At 71.1% G+C, this 18,155-nt stretch carries 15 protein-coding genes; 12 read left to right on the top strand and 3 right to left on the bottom strand.

Annotated elements, in window-relative coordinates; all coding sequences use genetic code 11:
- Positions 1-65: 65 nt before the first annotated feature.
- Complete coding sequence (locus HJC40_RS29910) at positions 66-974, top strand: DUF2382 domain-containing protein (protein WP_250006169.1); 909 nt, start codon at positions 66-68, stop codon at positions 972-974.
- 42 nt (positions 975-1,016) lie between these two features.
- Here HJC40_RS29910 and HJC40_RS29905 read toward each other — a convergent pair whose 3' ends face one another.
- Positions 1,017-1,361 (bottom strand): DUF6401 family natural product biosynthesis protein, encoded by a 345-nt coding sequence (locus HJC40_RS29905; protein ID WP_250006168.1) that lies wholly within the window; start codon positions 1,359-1,361, stop codon positions 1,017-1,019.
- A gap of 71 nt (positions 1,362-1,432) precedes the next feature.
- Complete coding sequence (locus tag HJC40_RS29900) at positions 1,433-2,464, bottom strand: LacI family DNA-binding transcriptional regulator (RefSeq protein ID WP_250006167.1); 1,032 nt, start codon at positions 2,462-2,464, stop codon at positions 1,433-1,435.
- Positions 2,465-2,623: 159 nt separating this feature from the next.
- On the opposite strand from HJC40_RS29900, the gene HJC40_RS29895 reads away from it, so the two are divergent.
- The 10 genes from HJC40_RS29895 to HJC40_RS29850 all read left to right on the top strand — a co-directional run bounded on the left by HJC40_RS29895 (position 2,624) and on the right by HJC40_RS29850 (position 15,785).
- Positions 2,624-3,850: an amino acid ABC transporter substrate-binding protein gene (locus tag HJC40_RS29895; RefSeq protein WP_250006166.1), complete on the top strand. Its 1,227-nt coding sequence runs from the start codon at positions 2,624-2,626 to the stop codon at positions 3,848-3,850.
- Between the two features lie 7 nt (positions 3,851-3,857).
- On the top strand, positions 3,858-4,745 hold the full coding sequence (locus tag HJC40_RS29890; RefSeq protein WP_250006164.1) for a branched-chain amino acid ABC transporter permease: 888 nt from the start codon (positions 3,858-3,860) through the stop codon (positions 4,743-4,745).
- The gene (locus tag HJC40_RS29885) at positions 4,729-5,772 is read left to right on the top strand and encodes a branched-chain amino acid ABC transporter permease (protein ID WP_250006162.1); all 1,044 of its coding nucleotides are present in this window, start codon (positions 4,729-4,731) and stop codon (positions 5,770-5,772) included. The genes HJC40_RS29890 and HJC40_RS29885 overlap by 17 nt, the downstream gene beginning before the upstream one ends.
- Positions 5,769-6,497: an ABC transporter ATP-binding protein gene (locus tag HJC40_RS29880; protein ID WP_250006160.1), complete on the top strand. Its 729-nt coding sequence runs from the start codon at positions 5,769-5,771 to the stop codon at positions 6,495-6,497. Before HJC40_RS29885 ends, HJC40_RS29880 begins: the two co-directional genes overlap by 4 nt.
- Positions 6,490-7,230 carry an ABC transporter ATP-binding protein gene (locus tag HJC40_RS29875; RefSeq protein ID WP_250006158.1) on the top strand — a complete coding sequence of 247 codons (741 nt, stop codon included), beginning with the start codon at positions 6,490-6,492 and terminating at the stop codon, positions 7,228-7,230. The genes HJC40_RS29880 and HJC40_RS29875 overlap by 8 nt, the downstream gene beginning before the upstream one ends.
- A gap of 14 nt (positions 7,231-7,244) precedes the next feature.
- Positions 7,245-8,159 (top strand): LamG-like jellyroll fold domain-containing protein, encoded by a 915-nt coding sequence (locus HJC40_RS29870; RefSeq protein WP_250006156.1) that lies wholly within the window; start codon positions 7,245-7,247, stop codon positions 8,157-8,159.
- Between the two features lie 8 nt (positions 8,160-8,167).
- On the top strand, positions 8,168-10,234 hold the full coding sequence (locus tag HJC40_RS29865) for a sorbosone dehydrogenase family protein (protein WP_250006155.1): 2,067 nt from the start codon (positions 8,168-8,170) through the stop codon (positions 10,232-10,234).
- A gap of 207 nt (positions 10,235-10,441) precedes the next feature.
- Positions 10,442-12,205 (top strand): hypothetical protein, encoded by a 1,764-nt coding sequence (locus HJC40_RS29860; RefSeq protein WP_250006153.1) that lies wholly within the window; start codon positions 10,442-10,444, stop codon positions 12,203-12,205.
- A gap of 263 nt (positions 12,206-12,468) precedes the next feature.
- A complete protein-coding gene (locus HJC40_RS29855; protein WP_250006151.1) occupies positions 12,469-13,785 on the top strand; it encodes an AI-2E family transporter in 1,317 nt (438 codons plus the stop codon).
- A 590-nt stretch (positions 13,786-14,375) separates the two neighbouring features.
- Positions 14,376-15,785: a M28 family peptidase gene (locus tag HJC40_RS29850; RefSeq protein WP_250006149.1), complete on the top strand. Its 1,410-nt coding sequence runs from the start codon at positions 14,376-14,378 to the stop codon at positions 15,783-15,785.
- 319 nt (positions 15,786-16,104) lie between these two features.
- Here HJC40_RS29850 and HJC40_RS29845 read toward each other — a convergent pair whose 3' ends face one another.
- Positions 16,105-16,875 (bottom strand): SAM-dependent methyltransferase, encoded by a 771-nt coding sequence (locus HJC40_RS29845; protein ID WP_250006147.1) that lies wholly within the window; start codon positions 16,873-16,875, stop codon positions 16,105-16,107.
- 362 nt (positions 16,876-17,237) lie between these two features.
- On the opposite strand from HJC40_RS29845, the gene HJC40_RS29840 reads away from it, so the two are divergent.
- Positions 17,238-18,008 carry a DUF998 domain-containing protein gene (locus tag HJC40_RS29840; RefSeq protein WP_250006145.1) on the top strand — a complete coding sequence of 257 codons (771 nt, stop codon included), beginning with the start codon at positions 17,238-17,240 and terminating at the stop codon, positions 18,006-18,008.
- Positions 18,009-18,155 lie beyond the last annotated feature (147 nt).

The raw sequence follows: 18,155 nt of genomic DNA, 5'->3' as shown, positions 1-18,155 counted from the left end.
GCATAACGACAAGAGGGCCGGGTAGGTCGGGGGCCGGAGGCGAACAAGCGAAAGGAGCCCCCCAAATGATCAACCTCGAGCACGCCAACCGTCTGCACGGCACCGATGTCTACGACAACGACGGCGACAAGATCGGCAGCGTCGGTCAGGTGTGGGACGACGGTCTCGGCCGGCCCGCGTGGGCCAGCGTCAAGACCGGACTCTTCGGACTCAACGAGTCGCTGGTGCCGCTGGATCAGGCCGACCTGCGGGACGACCGCCTCGTCGTGCCGTTCGACAAGGCCATGGTGAAGGACGCCCCCAACGTCGATGCCTCGCACGACGAGCCGCTGCAGGGCCAGGACGTCGAGAAGCTCTACCAGTACTACGGCCTGAGCTGGGAGGACAGCTACCGCGCCTACCAGGCCGGGGCCGCCACGGCCGGAGCCAACTACAGCGGGTCGGACACGACCTACGCCGGGTCGGACACGACCTACGCCGGGTCGGACACGACCTACGCCCAGGGCCGGAGCGGCGGCACCTACGCCGAGGGCCGCACGACCTCCGGCGCGGGCGACTACGCCGGTGAGCGCCGGGGCGCCACCGGCGACGACGCCATGACCCGCTCGGAGGAGCGGCTCAACGTCAACACCCAGGTCGAGCAGACCGGACGGGCCCGGCTGCGCAAGTACGTGGTGACCGAGCAGCAGCAGGTCAGCGTCCCGGTCTCGCGCGAGGAGGTACGCCTCGAGCGGGAGCCGATCACCGACGCCAACCGCGACGCCGCGCTGGGCGGCCCGGCCATCACCGAGTCGGAGCACGAGGTCACCCTGCACGCCGAGCGTCCGACGGTCGACAAGGAGACAGTGCCGGTCGAGCGGGTGCGCCTCGACAAGGAGACCGTGCGCGACGAGGAGACCGTCAGCGGCGAGGTCCGCAAGGAGCAGATCGAGGCCGACCTGCCCGACGAGGACGGCCGCCGCAAGTTCGCCTGACGCCACTCACCGGACGTCACCGTCCGGGCCGGGGCCGGCCGCTCAGAGCGCGCAGGCCTCGGCCAGGACGCAGACAGCCAGCAGATGGACCGACGGCCACGACGGCCGTTCCCAGCCGGCCAGCACCTCCCGCGCCGTCCAGCCGCGGGCGGTGACCGAGTCGGCGACCCCGTCGGCGTAGGCCGCCAGGGTGGCCGGGTGCACCCGGCCACCCTGGTCGGCCACGACGCCGCGGATGTGCGCGACGTGCTGGTCGACCGCCGCGTGCAGGGCGGGCAGCCCCCGCATCGCGGCCATGCCGGCCGCGCCCACCCGGTAGGTCCATTGCTCCAGCGCGAGCACCGCGGCCGCGATGACGGCCAGGTCGCTCTGCCGACTGAGATCCATGGCGTCCAACCGTACGAACGCCGGGGTACCAGGACAAGAGCGGCACCCCGAAGTAACCGGTAATCAGCCGTTCAGCCGGGGGCCGGACCGGTCGAGTCGCGGACCACCAGCGTGTGACCGGTCGAGCGGCGCCGCGGTCGCGCGGCCGGCGGGCGCAGCGCGAGGGCCAGCGCCATCTTGCCCATGTCGGTCATCGGCAGCCGGACGGTGGTGAGGCTGGGCGCGAGATCGGCCGCCACCGACACGTCGTCGAAGCCCACCACCGACACTCTTTCCGGCACCGGTACGCCGTGGGCCCGCAGCGTGGACAGCACCCCGATGGCCATCGCGTCGTTCAGCGCGATGATCGCCGTCGTCGACGGGTGGTCGCGCAGGATCCGCTCGGTGGCGGCCACCCCGCCGTCGCGGGTGAACTCGGTGTGGACGATCGGCAGGTCGGCGATCGACCGGCCCGCCGCCCGCAGCGCCGCGGCCACGCCGGCCATCCGGTCGACGACCGTGTTGAGCTCGGCCGACCCCGAGGCGATGGCGATGTCGCGGTGGCCCAATCCGAGCAGGTGCTCGCCGAGCGCGCGCCCACCGGCCTCGTTGTCGGGCAGCACCGCGTCGACGCCCAGCGAGTGCCGGCCGATCACCGCCACCCGCCCGCCGCCCCGGACGAAACCGGACAGCTCCTCGCGGGCCGCCGTTTCGTGCCGGGTGTCGGCGAAACCCGAACCGGCCACGATGATGATGCGGACCCGCTGGTTGATCAGGTGGCGGATCTGCCGCAGCTCGTGCTCGGGGTCTCGGCCGGAGTGGCAGATCTGCACCAGCAGGCCCTGTTCGTCGGCGACCCGGATGACCCCGCCGGCGATCTCGGAGAAGTACGGGTCGTCGACCTGGTGCACGACCAGGCCGACCGTCGAGCTGGCCCCGCCGGCCAGGGTGCGGGCGTACGGGTTGGCGACGTAGCCCATCTCCTCGGAGATCCGCCGGATGCGGGCCGCCACCTCCTCGCTGACCCCGTCGCGCCCGGACAGCGCGCGGGACGCGGTGGCCAGCGAGACGCCGGCGCGCTCGGCGATGTCGACGAGGCGCAACCTCACACCGGGCTTGGGCATGCGTCCACTCTCCACGAGTCGTCGCGGGACGTGATCACCAGGCCGGGGGATCGCCGGTACGACCAATTGTTTCGCGGGTGTTGCCAGTCACGCATCGACCACTTTAGGCTACGTAAGCGCTTTCGCAAGCGCTTACGTCCCGGCAAAGGAGCTGCGAGGATGCGTTCACTCGTACGTGCACCGTGGGCCCTGGCGCTCGGCGCCTCGGTCACCCTGGTCCTCGCCGCCTGCGGCGGGGGCGGCGACGAGGGCAGTGGCGAGAGCTCCGACGACCCCATCGTCGTCGGCATCTCGCTGCCGCTGACCGGCGACTTCTCCGAGCCCGGCAAGGGCGTCCAGGAGGGGTACGAGGCCTGGGCCAAGATCACCAATGACAAGGGCGGCCTGCTCGGCCGTCAGATCGAGCTCAAGATCCTGGACGACCAGTCGAACGCCGACCGGGTCGTCGCCGACTACGAGCAGCTCATCGGCAGCGACCAGGTCGACCTGGTCGTCGGCCCATTCTCGACCCGGCTGGTGGTGCCGTCGGCGCGCGTCGCCCAGGAGTACGGCATGCTCTTCGTCGAGCCCGCCGGCGCAGCCGCCGAGGTCTTCGACCAGGGCTTCAAGAATCTTTTCTACGCGGCCCCGGCGGTCGCCGACGACCACTACAACCACCTGGCCGAACACCTGCTGGCGCTGCCCGCCGGCCAGAAGCCGGCCACCGTCGCCTACGCGGCCATGGACGATCCCTTCGCGCAGGGCACGGCGTACGGGTTGAAGAAGAAGCTCGAAGCGGGTGGCGTCAAGACCGTCGTGGACGAGGTCTACCCGCCCAACACCACCGACTTCGGCAGCATCGCGGCCAAGATCGCGGCGGCCAAGCCGGACATGGTGGTCGGCGGCTCGCAGTACCAGGACGGCGTCAACCTCATCGTGGCCCTGCAGCAGCTCAACTATCAGCCCAAGCTGGCCGCCTTCTCCACCGCCCCGACCAGCCCGGAGTTCGCCAAGGCGATCGGCAACAAGACCGAGGGCATCCTCTCGCCCACCGGCTACAGCCAGGACGCGCCGTATCCGAGCAACAAGGAGTTCGTCGAGAAGTTCACCGCCCAGTTCGGCAAGGCGCCCGAGGAGGACCAGGCCAACGGCTACACGACCGGTCAGGTCGTCGCCGCGGCGGTCCAGGCGGCCGGCTGTGCCGAGCAGGGCGCGTGCCAGCAGAAGATGATCGACTGGCTGCACGCCAACAAGGTGGAGACCGTGGTCGGACCGCTCAGCTGGGACGCCACCGGCAAGCCGCAGGGCGCCCACATGATCCAGCAGTGGGTCGGCAACGACATCAGGATCGTGCTGCCGGCCGACGCCAAGGAGACCGATCTGGTCTACCCCAAGCCGGCCTGGTGACCCGCTGATGCCGTCCGGCGCGCTGCTCGTCCAGAGCATCATCCTCGGTCTGCTCCTCGGCGGGCTGTACGCCCTGCTCGCCGCCGGGCTGACCCTCTACTTCGGGATCATGCGGGTCGTGATGATCGCCCACTCGGCGTTCCTCATCCTGGCCGCGTACCTGGCCTGGTGGACCAACTCCCGGCTGGGCGTCGACCCGCTGCTGTCGATGGTGGTGACCGTGCCGCTGTTCTTCGGCGCCGGGGTGCTGCTGCAGCGGGGACTGCTCTCCAGGCTGCGCCCGGCCACCCTGACGATGATGTCGGTGCTGATCACCTTCGCGATCGCGCTGATCATCGAAGGACTCCTCGGGTACGCCTTCAGCGGCACCCAGCGCCGCATCCAGCTCGGTTACGGCACCGCCGGCTTCGAGCTCTTCGGGGCCCGGGTGGCCGTGGTCAAGCTGATCGCGTTCGCCCTGGCCGCGGTGTCGCTGGCCGGCCTGTACGTGCTGATGAAGCGCACGCAGTTCGGCTGGGCGCTGCGGGCCACGATCCAGCACCGCGACGCGGCCCGGCTGGTCGGCATCGACACCGAGCGCACGGCCGGCTTCGGCTTCGGTCTGGGGCTGGCCACCGCCGCGGTCGGTGGCACGGCGCTGTCGCTCGACACCACGATCTATCCCTCGTTGCACTGGCACTGGATCGGCCCGCTGATGGCCATCATCGTGGTCGGCGGCCTGGGCAGCGTGCCCGGCGCCGCGGCGGCCGCGCTGCTGCTCGGCCTGGCGCAGAGCCTGCTGCAGATCCCGATGGGCGCCACCTGGGCCCAGACCGTGTTCTACGTGGCGCTGTTCGCCACCCTGGCCGTCCGGCCACAGGGATTCTTCGGAGGCCGCCTTGCCCAGCGCTTCTAGCCGTTACCTGCCGCTCGGCGCCGGCGTTCTGCTGATCGCGGCGATCCTCGTGTTCCCGAGCCTCGCCCCCAACCCGTACGTCCTCTCGAGCGGCGTCATCGTCCTGAACTGGGCCGTGCTGGCGACGTCGTGGAACTTCGTCGGCGGCTTCACCGGCTACATCTCGCTCGGCCACGGCGCGCTGGCCGGTCTGGGCGGGTACGCCACCGGGCTGCTCATCACCAAGGCCGATCTCCCGAGCTTCGTCGCGCTCGTCGCGGCCGCGCTGCTCGTCGCCGCGCTGGCGGTGCCGATCGGGTTCGCCGCCCTGCGCGTCCGGGGTGCGTCGTTCGTCATCGTCTCGATCGCGCTCGTGCTCATCCTGTTGCTGGTCTTCCAGAGCTGGTCGTCGGTCACCGGCGGCTCGCGGGGGCTGGTCGTGCCCCGCCCCTTCCCGGGCATGCTGCGGCCCGAGCATCACCGGGTCTTCTTCTTCCTGTACGGGGGCCTGCTGCTGCTCGCCCTGGCCACCTGGTGGCTGCTCGACCGCTCCCGCTTCGGCATGGGGCTCAAGGCGATCCGCGAGGACGAGGACAAGGCCGAGTCGCTCGGGACGCCGACCTTCGCGTACAAGCTCACGGTGTTCGTGGTGTCGGCGGCCTTCACGGCGCTGGCCGGCGGGCTCTACGCGCTGTGGTTCGGCGACCTCGACCCGGTGTTCCAGTTCTCCGTGCTCACCGGTTCCTACATCGTGCTCATGGCCCTGCTCGGCGGGGTCCGCAACCTGTTCGGCCCGGTGCTCGGCGCGATCGTCGTGGGCCTCGCGCTGGAGTACTTCAAGGTCGAGTTCGGCAGCACGCCGCTGCACCTGGTGACCACCGGCCTGCTGCTGGGACTGGTCGTCATGTTCATGCCCGACGGCGTGATCCCGTCGCTCGCCGCCCTGGTCCAGCGCCTGCGCAACCGCGAACAGAGCTCGATCCGCGAGGTCACCGCGGCCGACCTGGCCGAGCAACGCCGGCGCGAGCGGGAGGCGGCCAACTCATGACGCTGCAGACGCGAGGCCTGCGCAAGGCCTTCGGGGGAGTCGTCGCCATCGACGGCGCCGACGTCGAGTTCCAGCCCGGCCGGGTCAACGCGCTGATCGGCCCGAACGGCAGCGGCAAGACGACGTTCTTCAACTGCGTGACCGGCATGATCAAGCCCGACGCGGGCCAGGTCACCTATGGCGGCAAGGACCTCACCGGGCGGGCGCCGCACGTGGTCGCGCGGGCCGGCGTCGGTCGTACCTTCCAGCTCTGCCGGGTGTTCCCGCGCCTGACCGCCGTCGACAACGTGCTCGCCGCCGTGCGCCCCGGCGGCCTGCTGCACGGCTTGCGCAGTGCCCACCGCCGCGACGAGCGGGAACGCGCGCTCGGCTGGCTCACCCGGCTCGGCATCGAGCACCTGGCCGACGCGGAGGCCCGGAACATGTCGTGGGGGCAGCAGAAGCTGCTCGAACTGGCCGGCGTGCTGATGGCCGAGCCGGACACGATCCTGCTCGACGAGCCCGCCGGCGGCGTCAACCCGGCGCTGCTCGACCGTATCGGCACGCTCGTGCGCGAGCTCAACGCCGAGGGGCGCACGTTCGTGATCGTCGAGCACAACATGGACCTGGTGATGAGCATCAGCGACCACATCGTGGTGTTCGACCGCGGCCGGCCGATCGCGGCCGGTCCGCCGGCCGAGATCCGAGCCGATGAACGAGTCCTGGGGGCCTACCTTGGTGTCTGAGATCGAACTCGTCGACGTCCAGGCCGGGTACGGCCGGGCCGCCCCGGTGCTGCGCGGCTTCAGCGTCGCGGTCCCGGCCGGCTCGGTGGTCTGCCTCGTCGGCCCGAACGGCGCCGGCAAGTCCACCGTGCTCAAGGTGGCCGGCGGTCTGCTCGGCCCGCGCTCCGGGCGGGTGCTCGTGGGCGGCCGCGACCTGACCGGCTCGGGGCCGCAGAAGATGCTGGCCGCCGGGGTGGCGCTGGTCCTGCAGGGCCACAGCGTGTTCCGCGAGATGACCGTCGAGGAGAACGTGCTGCTCGGCGGTTACACGCTCACCGACAAGGCCCGCCGGGCGAAGCGGGCGGCGTTCGTCAAGGAGCTCTTCCCGGTGGTGGGGGAGCGCTGGCACTCGCTCGCCGGGCTGCTCTCGGGCGGGCAGCAGAAGCAGGTCGAGTTCGCCCGCTCGCTGATGATCGACCCCAAGGTTGTCCTGCTCGACGAGCCGTCGATGGGTCTCGACCCCAAAGCCACCAGCACCATCTTCGAGCAGGTCGTGCGGATGCGCGACGCCGGGACGGCGGTGCTGCTGGTGGAGCAGAACGCCCGGCGCGCGTTGCAGACCGCCGACCTGGGGTGCGTGCTCGACCTCGGGCGCGTGCACATCTCCGGGCCGGCGGCCGACCTGCTGGCCGACCCGCAGCTCGGGGAGCTCTATCTCGGCGGCCGTCCCGCCGAGAAGCCACCTGTCCCCTGACGAGAGGTGCTCCCATGCCCAGAACCGGACGCGTCGCCGTCGTCGTCGCCGCAGTCCTCGCGGCCACCACGGCGCCGTCGCCCGTGTCGGCCGGCGGCGACGCCGGCCCGCGCGACGTCCACCCCGCCCTGCGGCCCAACCTGGTCGCCTACTACGACTTCGACCACCCGCTGCCCGGCGACCCCGCCCTCGAGCAGGACCAGGGCCGCTCCAGCACCGAGATCGAACTGGTCAACGGCGGGACGGCCATGCGGGTCGCCGACCGCGCCTATCCCGGGGGTGGGCGCGTCCTGCAGACCCGGCAGGTCAACCCCGGGGTGACCGGGAACGACGACTGGAAGGCCGGCATCTACTCGGCGAGCGGGGTCCGCACCCTGCGCCCGTTCAGCAACGCCGAGGGCACCACCGTGATGGGCTGGTTCAAGCGCTCGATGGACGGCCCGGCGGCCGGCTTCAACGCGATCGGCCTGGCCGGGGTGCTGACCGGCGACTCCGACGGGCACGCCGTCCGCGCGCTGCTCGAGCTCATCGACGTCAACGGCACGCTCAAACTCGTCGCCCTCGGCCGCCGCCTCGACGGCGGGAACTCCCAGACCTTCGCCGCGGACGAGGACTGGCGGACGTTGCTGCCCAAGGACAAGTGGGTGCACCTGACCGCCACCTTCGACTTCACCACGGGCACGATGGCGCTCTACCGCGACGGCAAGGCTGTGCCCGGCTCGTACACCCGCGCCGACGACCCTTGGCTGATCAACGGCCCGGGCCCGCACGTCACCAGCGCCGCCGACGCCCGCGGCATCAAGATCGGCGGGAGCTTCCCGCAGAACACCGTCGAACGCAATCCGTGCGAGTGCCGGATGGACGCACTGATGTTCCTCGACCGCTCGCTCACCGCTCGCGAGGTCGCGAACCAGTTCCGCCGCTTCTAGGAGTCCCCATGCGCAGATTCGCCATCGCCGCGGTCGGTGCGGTGCTGTTGTCCACCCTGGTCGGCCTGCCGGCCCACGCGGCCGACCCCACTCCGGTCCACGACCCGGTGCCCACCGAACCGGTCACGTCCAAACTCGGCCTCGTCCTGACCGAGTACGCGCAGTTCCCGCAGAGCGTCACCAACCCGCCGCTGGTCGACCAGCGTCTCAACCGGGTCGCGCGGATCAACACCATCATGGAGGTGCCCGACGGCTCGGGCCGGCGCGCGGTGCCCGACCTCAACGGCAACCTCTACCTCGTCAAGAACGGCGTGCCCAGCGTCTATCTGGACGTGGCCGCCACGTTCGCCCCGCAGTTCTTCTCGGGCCGCGGGCTCGGGCAGGGCTTCGGCTACGTGGCGTTCCACCCCGACTTCCGGCGCAACGGCCAGTTCTACACGATCCACACCGAGCAGGCCGCGCAGACCACGGCAGTGCCCGACTACGCCCAGGCGACCGTGCTCTACCACGGCGTCATCAACGAGTGGAAGGCCACGGACCCGGCCGCCGACACCTTCGCCGGCACCCACCGCGAGCTGCTGCGGATCGGCTTCGGCGGCCAGATCCACGGCATCCAGGAGATCAACTTCAACCCGACCGCGCGCCGCGGTTCCGCCGACTACGGCAAGCTCTATCTGGCCGTGGGCGACGGCGGCCTCGGCGTGAACAACACCGACCCGCAGAACCTGGCCCTCCCGCACGGCAAACTGCTGCGCATCGACCCGGCCGGGACCGACGCCCCCAACGGCAAGTACGGGATCCCGCGCGACAACCCGTTCGCCGGGCAGGCCGGGGCCGCGGGGGAGATCTACTCGTACGGCTACCGCGACCCGCACCGGTTCAGCTGGGACCGGGCCACCGGCAAGCTGTACCTCGGCCACATCGGCGAGCACGCCATCGAGGCCATCTACGAGGTGCGCGCCGGCGACAACATGGGCTGGAGCGAGCGCGAGGGGGCGTTCGTCTTCGACAAGACCCCGGCGACGCCGTGCGACCGGCTGTTCCCGCTTCCGGCCGACGACAGCGGCTACGTCTATCCCGTCGCGGCGTACGACCACAACCCGGCGCCCGGCTGGAACTGCACTTCCGACGTGGGTGTCGCGGTGGCCGGCGGCTTCGTCTACCGCGGCCGGGACGTGCCGGCGCTGCGCGGCAAGTACGTCTTCGGCGACCTCGTGGACGGGCGGGTGCTCTACACCGAGGCGGCCGAGATGCGGCGCGGCCGGGCCCCGGCGACCCTCCACCGGCTCAACCTCTTCACCCCGGACGGGACGCCCGTGCGGATGCAGGACCTCTCGGGGCCGGGCGCGCCCGGCGACCCCAACCGGGTCGACCTGCGGTTCGGCACGGACGCGCAGGGCGAGCTCTACATCCTCGCGAAGGCCAATGGCAAGATCTGGAAGGTGACCGGAACCCGGACGTTCGCCGCCGCCCCGGCCGGACCGGTGCGGATCTCGCCGGCGCCCCGCGCGTCGAACTGGGCGCCCGTCACGCCGGCCAAGTGGCAGTTCAGCGACGGGCAGGTGATCCTGGCCGAGGCCGGAACGCAGCGGCCCGGTCCGCGACGGCCCTTCGAGTACGCGGTGCTGACGGCCGGCCCGGTCTGGCAGTCGGTCGACATCCGCGCCCAGGTGCGGCTGGACGAGCCGGTGTCGCTCACCAACCGAGACGTGATCATCGTCTTCGGCTACAAGTCGGACACGGAGTTCTACTACGCGCACCTCTCGACCGACAACACGATCCTGCCGCACAACGGGATCTTCAAGGTCAACAACGCCGACCGTGAGCGCATCGACTACCAGTGGAACGGCCGCTCCCGCGGGGCCAACCCGGCGGTGGTGGACGAGCGCTGGCACGACGTACGGGTCAAGCACCTGCCGGCGACGGGGGAGATCGCGGTGTACGTCGACGGGTCGTCCGATCCGCTGATGACCGCGCGGGACACCACGTTCACGTCGGGCCGGGTCGGCTTCGGCTCGTTCGACAACCGTGGCCGCCTGCGCAACCTGTCCGTGAACGGCACCCCAGCCCCGTAGGCGGCACGACTGAACTGTGCACGAATGACGGCGCTGTGTACGAACGAGTTGACTGTATGCAGACGTATTGACTGTGTACACATGAGTTGACGGTGTACATACGACGGGCCGGCGCTCCACCCGGGAGCGTCGGCCCATGCACGTGTCGTCCCGGCATGCGGCCGGTTCTGTAGGGGCCTACGGACTCAAAGCCCAGCCGGCGCGGGCGTGCCGGCGGTGCCGTTCTGCGTGGTTGCGGTGCCGGTGATGTCGACGCCGGTGACGTTCGTGCCGTCAGCGGTCGTCGTCGCGCCGTTCGTCGTCGCGCCGTTCGTCGCTGCGCCGTTCGTCGCTGTGCCGTTCGCCGACCCGGTCGTCGCCGACCCGGTGGTGTCCGTCGCCGCCGTGTCGGCCGTGGTCGAGGCGGTGGCGTCAGCCGTTCCCGTCGTCGTGCCAGTCGCCGCCCCGGTCGTGTCGGTGGTCGTCTGCCCGGTGGTGTCGCTTGTGGCCGTGCCGGTCGTGGTCATGTCGGTCGCTGTCGCGCCCGTTGCTGCCGCACCGGTCGTGTCGCTCGCAGCCGCACCGGTCGTGTTGCTGGTGTCGGCGGCCGCCGTGCCAATGGTGTCGGTGCCGGTCGTGCCGGTCGTGCCGGTCGTGCCGGTCGTGCCGGTCGTGCCGGTCGTGCCGGTCGTGCCGGTCGTGCCGGTCGTGCCGGTCGTGCCGGTCGTGCCGGTCGTGCTCGTGGTGTCGGTCGCAGCCGTGCCCGTCGTGCTCGTGGTGTCTGCGATCGCCGTGCCGGTCGTGTCGGTCGCAACCGCCCCGGTCGTGTTGGTGGTGTCGGTCGCGGCGGTGCCGGTCGTGCTGGTGGTGTCGGTCGCGGCGTTGCTGGTCGTGTTGGTGGTGTCGGTACCGGTCGTGTTGGTGGTGTCGGTCGTAGCCGCCCCGGTCGTGCCGGTGGAGTCGGTCGCGGCGGTGCCGGTCGTGTTGGTGGTGTCGGTACCAGTTGTGCCGGTGGTGTCAGTCGTAGCCGTGCCGGTCGTGCTGGTGGTGTCAGTCGCGGCGGTGCCGTTTGTGCCGGTGGTGTCGGTCGTAGCCGTGCCGGTTGTGCCGGTGGTGTCGGTCGTAGCCGTGCCGGTCGTGCTGGTGGTGTCAGTCGCGGCGGTGCCGGTCGTGCTGGTCGTGTCAGCCGTGACTGTGCCGGTGGTACCGGTCGTGCTCGTGGTGTCCGCCGTGGCGGTGCCCGTCGTGCCGGTCGTGTCGGTCGCGGCGGTGCCGGTGGCGTCGGTGGTTGCTGTGCCGGTCGTCGGAGGCGTGGTGGTGGTGCCCGGGGTCGTCGTGTCCGTCGGGGTCGCACCCGTCGGGGCTGTGGTGTCGGTCGGAGAGGTTGGGCTGGTTGTGTTCGTCGGGGTCGGTGTGGTGGTGGGGGTGGATCCGGTCGCTGGGCTTGTGCCGGGCTCGGACGTGCCGGTGCCGGTGCCGGTGCCGTTGTCGGCCGGCTGCGAGGTGCCGGGCTCGGCGGTGCCCGCGGGCTGGCCGGGCTGGGAGTCGTCGGGCGGCGGCGGGGTCATGGGCCAGCCCGACAGGCCGGGCAGGCCCTCGAGGCTGCCCAGGATGATCACGACGATGTTCGGGACGCCGTGGGACGCGGGCGCGACGAACTGGCCGGGACCCGCCTGGGCGGCGCCGCCCAGCGGGGTTGTGGAGTCCGGCTCGTTGGCGAGCGCCGCGGAGGCGGGGCCCAGAGCGAGCACGGCGCCGGCCAGCAGGCCCGCGCCGGAGGCGAACCGGCGGTCGTTCTTGCGCATCTTGTTTCCTTCCGGGTATTTGACTTGCTCGGTCCCGGACAGCTCAGCACAACAATGCGCGACAGATGGTCCGATCGGCGCTATCCGGCAATTCTTTTCCGGTGTCCGGCGGGGCGCTGAAAAAGAGTTGTGCCGACCCGCATGCGCTGCTCCTATGGGGGTATGCCGCCCTTCGGACGAGATCTGATTCGTACATTCACGGCACGACCTCGTACCCGGCCGGAAAGGGGAACAGCGGCTCCGTACGGAGCAATTAAATCGATCGTCCGAACAATTCTTTGCCCACGCGCCCGCCGGTCGCAATACGCCGGGGGCGCTGGCCCGTGTTTCCCATTCCGGCGCGGGGGTAACCCGCATCCGAATCAGATGCGTCGGCCGGTTCGGTGGCGGTGCGTCGTGCCCGCTTCCGGGTCGGCGCGCGGTTGTCCGGCGGTGTGGGAAGAGGACCGGATGGCCTGGATTGACGAAGTACGTGAGCGGGCTCGGGCCCGCCTGGAACAGGCTCGCAAGGGCGCGGTGCCCCCGCCGTTCCTATACGAGTCGGCCGCCGGGACGGCGACCCCGGTGGTGATGGTCGATGCATCGCCGCGCGACGAGGACGGTCTGCCCCGCGCGGTCCGCGTCGCCGGCGCGTGGGCCTGGCGGATCGTGCTCTTCTTCGCCGTCGGCTGGCTGTTGCTGCAGGTGATCGCCCGGCTCGACGTGGTGATCATCCCGGTCGTCGTGGCCCTCCTGCTGGCCGCCATGTTCCAACCGGTCGCCGCCTGGCTGCGCACCCGGGGGATGGGCCGGACCCCGTCGGCCGCCCTGGTCCTGATCACCGCGCTGATCGTGGTCTTCGGCGGACTGGGCCTGATCGTCAACACCGTCGTCTCGCAGCTCGACACGCTGAGCGCACAGGTCGGCGACGGCGTCCGTCAGGTGCAGGACTGGCTGGCCCGGAGCCCGCTGCACATCTCGCAGGATCAGATCAACGACGCGATCGCCCAGGCCCAGACCTCGATCACGTCGAACCGCGGGGCGCTGACCTCGGGCGCGCTGACGACCGCGACGACGATCGGCGAGGTCGCCACCGGCTTCTTCCTGACGTTGTTCACCCTGTTCTTCTTCCTGCGGGACGGCGACCAGATCTGGCGTTTCGTCTGCAGGCTGCTGCCCCGCACCGCCCGGGTGCCCACCGCCCGCGCCGGCCACTACTCGTGGCACACCCTGGTCTCGTACGTGCACGCCACCGTTCTGGTCGCGTTCGTCGACGCGATCGGCATCGGCATCGGCCTGTTCGCCCTCCGGGTGCCGCTCGCACTGCCGCTGGCCGCGCTGGTCTTCCTCGGCGCGTTCATCCCGGTGGTCGGCGCCGCCGTCAGCGGCGCGGTTGCCTGCCTGGTCGCGCTGGTGACCGTGGGCCCGGTGAAGGCGCTGATCCTGCTGGGCGTCGTGATCGCCGTACAGCAGCTCGAAGGTCATGTCCTGCAGCCGCTGATCATGGGCCGGGCCGTGGCGCTGCACCCGCTGGCCGTCATCCTGGCCATCGCGGCCGGTGTGGTCCTGGCCGGCATCGTCGGTGGTCTGATCGCCGTACCGCTGCTGGCCGTTGTCAACACGGCCGTGCGTTATCTCTTCGCTCATCCCAGCGGTGAGCCGACGCCCGACCGAGAACCACCAGGTACGGAACCGCCGGGCGAGGACGACGAGCCGTCCACCGCCGAGCTCGACCACGACCCGGCCGCGCCGCCCACGGCCAGCTCGAGCCTGCAGAAGCCGGCCTGACCCCGCTCCAACTGCTCACGAAAGCCGCCCGGGCCCCTCGATCCGCTCGAGGGACCCGGGCGGCTGTGCGTGTCTGGGCTGGCCGGTGACGGCTGCGCGCGATCGGCTCGACTTGCTCGGCTGGGCTCGGGGGGTCGGTCCGCGCCTCACCGGCCGGCCGACGGATCGCCTCACCGGCCGGCCGACGGATCGCCTCACCGGCCGGGTGACGGATCAACTTACCGGCCGGGTGACGGATCAACTTACCGGCCGGGTGACGGATCAACTTACCGGCCAGCCAGCGAATCAACCCCCTGGCCGGGCGACGGATCAACTCGCGGGCGAGCCGGCGGATCAACCGACCGCGTCCGGGGCCGGCCGCCCGCTCACGGCCCGTCGCGGCATCTCGCGGGACCAAGATCCGGATCGGCCCGGCGCGGTCCGTCCGGAGCCGGTATGCAGGAGGGACAGCCCGGCACTCAGCGTATGTACAGCTGTAAGTATTGAAGAACCGCAATGTACGCCCTAGGTTCATCAGTCACGGGGAGCGGCGGCCCGACCACGGCCTCGCGCCCTCGCCGGATCACGAGCCGGATCGACGAGGAGGAACCTTGGAGACGCACAAGCGCCCGTCCGCGGTCAGCCGCAGGCGCATGCTGTCCATCGCGCTGGGTGGGGCGGCCACTGTCGCCCTGCCCGCACCCGCCTGGGCCGCCACCGGGCAACGCCCCGGCGCGGCCCGGCCACCCGCGCTGACCGGCCACGACCTCGACGTGGCCAAGCGGGTGTCGGCCGAGCGCGCCCTGGCCCACCTCAAGGTCCTGTCGATCGGCATCGGCCCGCGCATCGGCGGCACCAGGTCCGAGCGGGTCGCCGCGGGTTACCTCTCGGGAGTGCTCGACAGCCTCGGGTACGACGTGGACCTGCAGCCGTTCCCGGTGGCCGACAAGTTCCTGGCCCAGCTCGGCTCGCCGCGCGGGCTGCCCACCGACCTCAACTGGCAGGCTGGCGCCTCGCCGAACGCGGCCCTGGACACCAAGGTCCGCGGCGATGTGCTCGACGCCGGTGCGGGCGGAGAAGCCGACTACCCGGCCGACGTCAAGGGCAAGATCCTGCTGATCGACTACGTGGCCGCCACCCGTGAGCAGGTCGTGGCCACCGCGGTCGCGCGCGGGGCCGCCGCCGTCATCTTCCTGCCGGCCGACCTGGTGGAGCCGCGCCGTGCCTCGGCGTTCAGCCCCGCCCTGCCCGGTTACGCCGAGAGTCCCGTACCGATCCCGGTCGTCGGGGTGGCCCAGGCGCAGAAGCACCGGCTGCGCGCGCTGCTGGCCGGCCGCCGGCTGACGCTGACCCTGTCGACGGTCGCCCACCGCAACCTCACGTCGAACAACGTGATCGCCAACGCCCCGCGCCGCCGTGGCGCCCCGGCCGACGGCCCCGTGGTCATGGTCAGCGCCCACTACGACACCGTGATCGGCGCTCCCGGCGCGAACGACGACGGTTCCGGCACCGTACTCTGTCTGGAGCTCGCCCGGGTGCTGCGCAAGCTGCCGACCAACGCCCAGCTGCGCTTCGCGCTGTGGGGCTCGGAGGAGCAGGGCCTGATCGGGTCGCGCTACTACGTCGCCCAGCTGCCCCAGGCCGAACGCGACCGGATCCTCGCCGTCTATCAGAACGACATGGTCGCCACCAGCTGGGACCCGGCCACCCGGTACTGGCTGCTCTCGTTCACCGGCCTGGCCAACCGGGCCACCGACGAGGTCGCCGCGGCCGCCGGCCGGCTCGGCTACGCCCCGCGGATCTCCCCGGTGACCCTGCGCGGCTCCAGCGACCACCAGTCGTTCCAGGAGGTCGGCATCGCCGCGGCCAACTTCTCCTGGCGCGGCGAGGAGTCCCCGGCGCTGCTCGAACCGCCGTACCACAGCCCCGAGGACACCATCGCCAAGAACATCAGCCTCGAGCGCCTGCAGGTGTCGCTCGAGCTGATCGGCTCGGCGGCGTACGCGACCGCCGTCGCCTAGTTTTCGCGGACGACCCGCCGCCGCTGCGCTCGGCCAGCGCGCGCAGCAGCGGCGGGGCGTCGTCCCGGTCGAGGACCACCTCGACGAAGGCGAACCCGTCGCCGATCGCCCCGAGCGCATGCCGCAGGTCGGCCGCCGTCTCCGCGCGGTGGTATTCGACCTTGTCCCCGCCCAGCGCCGTGACGAGGCTCGCCCAGTCCCAGGCGACGATGTCGCTGTACCCCGCGTCCGGGCTCTGCAGGGCGCTCGGTCGTGTGAGCCTGCCGCTTAAACGTAAATCACCTTCACAGGTCCCCGTTGATCATGCGGTTCACCGCTGTCAGGGCTTGCGGGTCACCGCGGCGTACTCGTCGGTCTCTCGCAGATCCTCCGGCGAGGCACCCGGCGCCGGCCGCCAGCGCGCGCACGGCACCAGCCCCGGTGGCAGCACCTCGAGCCCGTCGAGAAATCGGGCCAGTTCATCGGGCCGGCGCAGGTGATAGGAGAGCGGAGCGTTGTCGTTCCACACCGCGATGGCCGCCTCGAAAGCCGGGCCGTCGATCACGTTCGTGCCGTCGGCGGTGACCAGATAGCTGCCCGCCGGCAGCGGCGCCATCAATCCGCGGACGACGGCCACGGCTTCGTCGAGGTCGGCGAGGTGCCCGAGGATGTTCGTCAGGATCAGGGCCACCGGTCGGCTGAGGTCCAGCCCCGACGACGCGATGATCGAACCCGGCTCGCGCAGATCGGCGTCGAGATAGACCGCCTCCGCGGCGAGCACCTGCTGGGCGTGCGACAGCACCAGGGGGTCGTTGTCGACGTAGACGACTTGCGCGTCGGCGGCCGCGGCCCGCGCGATCTGATGGGTGTGCTCGGCCGAGGGGATGCCGGTGCCGACGTCCAGGAACTGACGCACACCGGCCTCCGCGGCCAGATACGTGACGGCGCGCTTGAGAAAGGCCCGGGAACTGCGGGCCACCGCGACGATGTCGGGATAGAACGCGGCGAAGTCGTCACCGGCCGCCCGATCCGCCGAGAAGTTGTCGGTCCCCCCGAGCCAGTAGTTCCAGACCCGGGCCGAATGGGGGACGCCGGTGTCGAGCTGAGTCATCCTCGCAGTCTAGATAGGACAGACGTAGCTGTGGGGGCGGTCGGATCCGCGAAGGCGCAAGGCTCATGGCGCAACTGGCTCATGGATCATGACTCACTGGTGGCGTGGGTGGCTGGTGGCGCGAATGGGTCATGGCACAACCGGCTGGTGGCGTGGATGGCTCGTGCGGCGGTGGCTATGGCGCGAACGGCTCCCGCGGTCGACGGCGTACGGCGCGAGTGGCTTCCCCGGCGAGTAGCTCGCGGCCGGATAGCCAACGCGGTGGGTGGCGCACAGCGGGAGTGGCTCCCGGGGTGGACAGTTCCTGAGGTGGGCGCGCATGGGGTGGGTGGCTGCTGCGGGCTGGTGGCAAGCTCACCCGGGTGAGGATCGGCAGGCCCGGACAGTGCGAGATCGCGGCAAGGCTGCTGGCGGCGGCGTGCGCGGTGTCGGCGGTCCAGATGATCGGCTTCGTGACGGTGGCCGGCATGACGAGGCCCGGCTACGACCCGAACCGCAACTGGATCAGCCAGCTGTCGCTGGGACCCGGTGGCCCGCTGGCCACGGCCAACATGGTCTGCTGCGGGATCTGGCTGCTGCTGGGCGCCGAGGGCCTGCGCCGCCGCCTGCAACTGACCAGGTCGGGTCGCTGGGCGGCGGTCCTCGTGTTCTGGTGCGGAGCCTGCCTGGTGGTGCTGGCGGCGCTGCCGACCGATGCGGGAATCGGATATCCACCCGACGTGGCTCCCACGCGAACCGGGGTGGGCTTCGCCCATCAAGTGGTGGCGATCGTGCTGGGTGTCGCCGGAGTGGCCGCGGCGGTGGTGCTCGGGCGGTGTCTGGGGCTGGGCCGAGTCGGTGCGTTCGTCGCCGTCGTCATGGCGGTCGCGTTCGTCGCAGGGAGTGTGCTGGTGGTCCTCGACGACGCCGGGGTGCTGCCGGGAAATCCGAGCGGCCTGTTCGAGCGGGTGGCGCTGTTCACCGGTCTCGTGTGGATCGGATTGCTGTCGCTCAAGGCGGCCGCCCGCGGACAGGACGCCGGACGGGAAGAGGACGTCGGACGGGCAAAGGTTCCCGCGCGGATAGCGAATGCTGGTCGTAGAGAGACTGGGCTGGTCGTCGAGCGTCCTCTGAGCGAGCGCCCGCGGCCGTGAAGTGCGGGCGTGCAGGCCGGGAGCCTGTCAAGATTTTTGTGTAAGTGATCTTGTGGTTTGTTAGTTGATGTAAGGGCCGATGCGGTCTGGGTAGTGCAGGGCGAGGGCGCCGAGGGCTTGTCGCCAGCCCTGGATGACGGAGCCTTC

The sequence above is a fragment of the Actinoplanes sp. M2I2 genome, assembly GCF_023544445.1.
GTDB lineage: Bacteria > Actinomycetota > Actinomycetes > Mycobacteriales > Micromonosporaceae > Actinoplanes.
Note: the sequence above shows the minus strand (reverse complement) of the source record. Positions and strands in the feature narration are given on the sequence as shown.

Coding starts and splice junctions, on each gene's coding strand:
- HJC40_RS29910 (WP_250006169.1), top strand. CDS start 66: ATGATCAACCTCGAGCACGCCAACCGTCTGCACGGCACCGATGTCTAC.
- HJC40_RS29905 (WP_250006168.1), bottom strand. CDS start 1,361: ATGGATCTCAGTCGGCAGAGCGACCTGGCCGTCATCGCGGCCGCGGTG.
- HJC40_RS29900 (WP_250006167.1), bottom strand. CDS start 2,464: ATGCCCAAGCCCGGTGTGAGGTTGCGCCTCGTCGACATCGCCGAGCGC.
- HJC40_RS29895 (WP_250006166.1), top strand. CDS start 2,624: ATGCGTTCACTCGTACGTGCACCGTGGGCCCTGGCGCTCGGCGCCTCG.
- HJC40_RS29890 (WP_250006164.1), top strand. CDS start 3,858: ATGCCGTCCGGCGCGCTGCTCGTCCAGAGCATCATCCTCGGTCTGCTC.
- HJC40_RS29880 (WP_250006160.1), top strand. CDS start 5,769: ATGACGCTGCAGACGCGAGGCCTGCGCAAGGCCTTCGGGGGAGTCGTC.
- HJC40_RS29870 (WP_250006156.1), top strand. CDS start 7,245: ATGCCCAGAACCGGACGCGTCGCCGTCGTCGTCGCCGCAGTCCTCGCG.
- HJC40_RS29865 (WP_250006155.1), top strand. CDS start 8,168: ATGCGCAGATTCGCCATCGCCGCGGTCGGTGCGGTGCTGTTGTCCACC.
- HJC40_RS29855 (WP_250006151.1), top strand. CDS start 12,469: ATGGCCTGGATTGACGAAGTACGTGAGCGGGCTCGGGCCCGCCTGGAA.
- HJC40_RS29845 (WP_250006147.1), bottom strand. CDS start 16,875: ATGACTCAGCTCGACACCGGCGTCCCCCATTCGGCCCGGGTCTGGAAC.